Source organism: Actinosynnema sp. NPDC023658, assembly GCF_040639995.1.
Lineage (GTDB): Bacteria > Actinomycetota > Actinomycetes > Mycobacteriales > Pseudonocardiaceae > Actinosynnema.
In genome coordinates, this window is the sequence record NZ_JBFAAX010000740.1 from 1 (window position 1) to 2824 (window position 2824).

The window sequence follows — 2824 nt, forward strand, 5'->3', positions numbered from 1 at the left end:
CGGCCCTGGGCGAGGTCTCCGCCGCCGAACTGCGGGTGGTGCCCGCCACCCACGACATCGTGGTGACCGTGCCCGCCTCCGCCCTCGGCCTCGACCTCGTCACCGCCGGCTACCAGGTGTCGATCTACTCCAACGCCGAACCCGGAGAGGGCATCGGCCTGGTGCGCCCCGTCTACAGCAAGGCGCACTGGGACAACGGGTTCCCGTGGACCAGGGAGTTCCGCTTCGGCGGCGGCGCGGGTGAGCAGAGCTTCGACCTGCCCAGCCGCGACACCGACACCCGCGACCCCAACACCATCGACGTCATCACCGGTGACGCCGACCAAGCCGCCGTCCTCGACTGGACCACGACCAGCCCGGTCGTGCTGCCCTTCGTCGACCTGCTGCCCGGAGAGAGCGGGCGCTGAGAGCAGCGGGCGCGGGCGCCTGGTCGGAACCGGCGCCCGCGCCCGCACCCACGTCCTCCTGCCAGAGGTCGCAGTACGGCTCCAGCCGGAGCGATACCACCCAGCGAAGAGAGGCAAGGCATGTCCGGAGCCCGAACACATCATCGCACCCGGGCGTGGCTCGCGGGCGCGACGGCGGTCCTCGCCACCGCGGCGTCCGTCGTGATGTCGACCACGACCGCGCACGCGGCCACCGTCACCGACGCGTGGACCGACGCCGCCCGCTACGCACCCGGAGCTGCGGCCACCGTCACCGCCTCGGTCAGCGGCAGCGGCCCCGTGCGGTTCACCCTCACCCACCTCGGTGACGTCGTCACCACCGGCACCGTGCGGGCGAGCGGGTCCGGCGAGGTCACCTGGCGGGTCACCCCGCCCAACCGCGACTACACCGGCTACCTCGTCGAGGTCGAGGCCGACTCCGGCCGCGCCCAGACCGCCGTCGACGTGTCCAGCTCGTGGACCCGGTTCCCGCGCATGGGCTTCCTGGCGTTCTACGGCCAGAACATCTCCGGCTCCGACGCCGACGGCGACATGGCCGAACTCGCCCAGCGCTACCACATCAACTCGTTGCAGTACTACGACTGGCTGTGGAAGCACGAGCTGCCGGTCAAGCACGAGGGCTCCGGCGTCGCCTCGACCTGGACGGCGTGGAACGGCGACACCATCAGCTCGCAGACCATCAAGAACTACATCTCCTCGGCACGAGCCCGCGGCATCGGTTCCCTGCCCTACCAGATGTCCTACGCCGCCTTGAACGACTACGACCGGTCGCGGGTCGACCCGAACTGGCGGCTGCTCAACCGCGACGGCACCGACTGGACCTACCCCATGCTGCCCGGCCAGGTGCTCAAGCTGATGAACCCGGAGAACCCGGGCTGGCAGGACTACATCGTGGGTCAGTACGCCGACTCGATCCGGTCGATGGGCTTCGACGGCTCGCACCTGGACCAGATCGGCTACTGGGACGAGAAGTTCGACGTCAACGGCAGGCAGGTCAACCGACCGAACGGCTTCGCCCAGCTCGTCGAGAAGACCAAGCAGGCGACCGGCAAGCCGGTCGGGTTCAACGCCGTGGACGGCTACGGCGACCAGGAGTTCGCCCGCTCCAACGCCGACTACCTCTACACCGAGCTGTGGAGCAACTTCGAGACCAACGCCTCGGTCAAGACCTACCTGGAGAACCAGCGCCGCGCCTCCGGCGGCAAGCCCCACGTCACCCCCGCCTACATGAACCGGCCCAACACCCCCGAGGGCACACCGAACAACAACAGCGTGTTCGACACGACCTCGGTGCAGCTGGCCAACGCCACGTTCGCCGCCAACGGCGCCCACCACCTGGAGCTGGGCCCGAACGAGCACATGCTCAACACCGAGTACTTCCTCAACAAGAACAAGACCATGTCCGCCGAACTCAAGGCGTGGCAGAAGACCTACTACGATGTCATCACCGGGTACGAGAACCTCCTCTACGGCCCCGACCTGCACACCGCGTCCAACGCCGTGCAGGTCGCCGGGCGCAACACCTCCACCGACGGCGCCGGCAACACGATCTGGACCAACGTCATGCGCAACGACGGCGTCGACGTCATCCACCTGATCAACCTGCTCGGCAACGACAACCGCTGGCGCGACGCGGGCACCAACACCCCGCCCACCCAGACCGACGTGCCGGTCAAGTACTACCTCGGCGACCAGCCCACCCCGCCCAGCCTTCACGTGGCCAGCCCCGACCGCGACGGCGGCCGCTCCCGCGAACTGGCCTTCACCACCGGCTCCGACGGCGGCGGCCGGTACCTGAGCTTCACCGTGCCGGAACTGAAGAACTGGGACTTCGTCTACTTCGACAACACCCCCGACGACCCCACCACCACTCCCCCGACCAGCACCACCACCAGCACTACGACCACCACGACCGCCCCGCCCGCAGGTTCCGGTCACATCACCGGCCTGGGCGGCAAGTGTGCCGACGTCGCCGGCGGCAGCTCCGCCAACGGCACCGCCGTCCAGCTCTGGTCCTGCACCGACACCACCGGCCAGTCCTGGGCCTTCACCGGCGGCAAGCTCAAGGCCGTCGGCAAGTGCCTGGACGTCGAGGGCGGCGGCACCGTCAACGGCACCCGAGCGCACCTGTGGGACTGCCTGTCCGTCGCCTCCCAGAATTGGGAACGCACCACCGGCAGCCAGTACCGCAATACCAAGTCCGGCCGCTGCCTGGACGTAGCCGACCAGTCCACCACCGACGGCACCAGGCTGCACCTGTGGGACTGCCACTCCGGCGACAGCCAGAAGTGGAGCCTGCCGCAGTAAGAGCCGAGCGGTCCCGTGGCGCGGCACCACGGGACCGCTCCCGTCGAGGGCGTCGTGCTGCGGGTGCTGCG

Annotated in this window: 2 protein-coding genes; both read left to right on the forward strand. The window is 69.2% G+C overall.

Annotated elements, in window-relative coordinates; genetic code table 11:
• On the forward strand, positions 1 to 407 hold a 407-nt coding region (locus AB0G02_RS34030; protein ID WP_360802638.1), incomplete at its 5' end, for a hypothetical protein.
• Between the two features lie 120 nt (positions 408 to 527).
• The gene (locus AB0G02_RS34035) at positions 528 to 2753 is read left to right on the forward strand and encodes a glycoside hydrolase family 66 protein (protein ID WP_360802641.1); all 2226 of its coding nucleotides are present in this window, start codon (positions 528 to 530) and stop codon (positions 2751 to 2753) included.
• Positions 2754 to 2824: the final 71 nt, after the last annotated feature.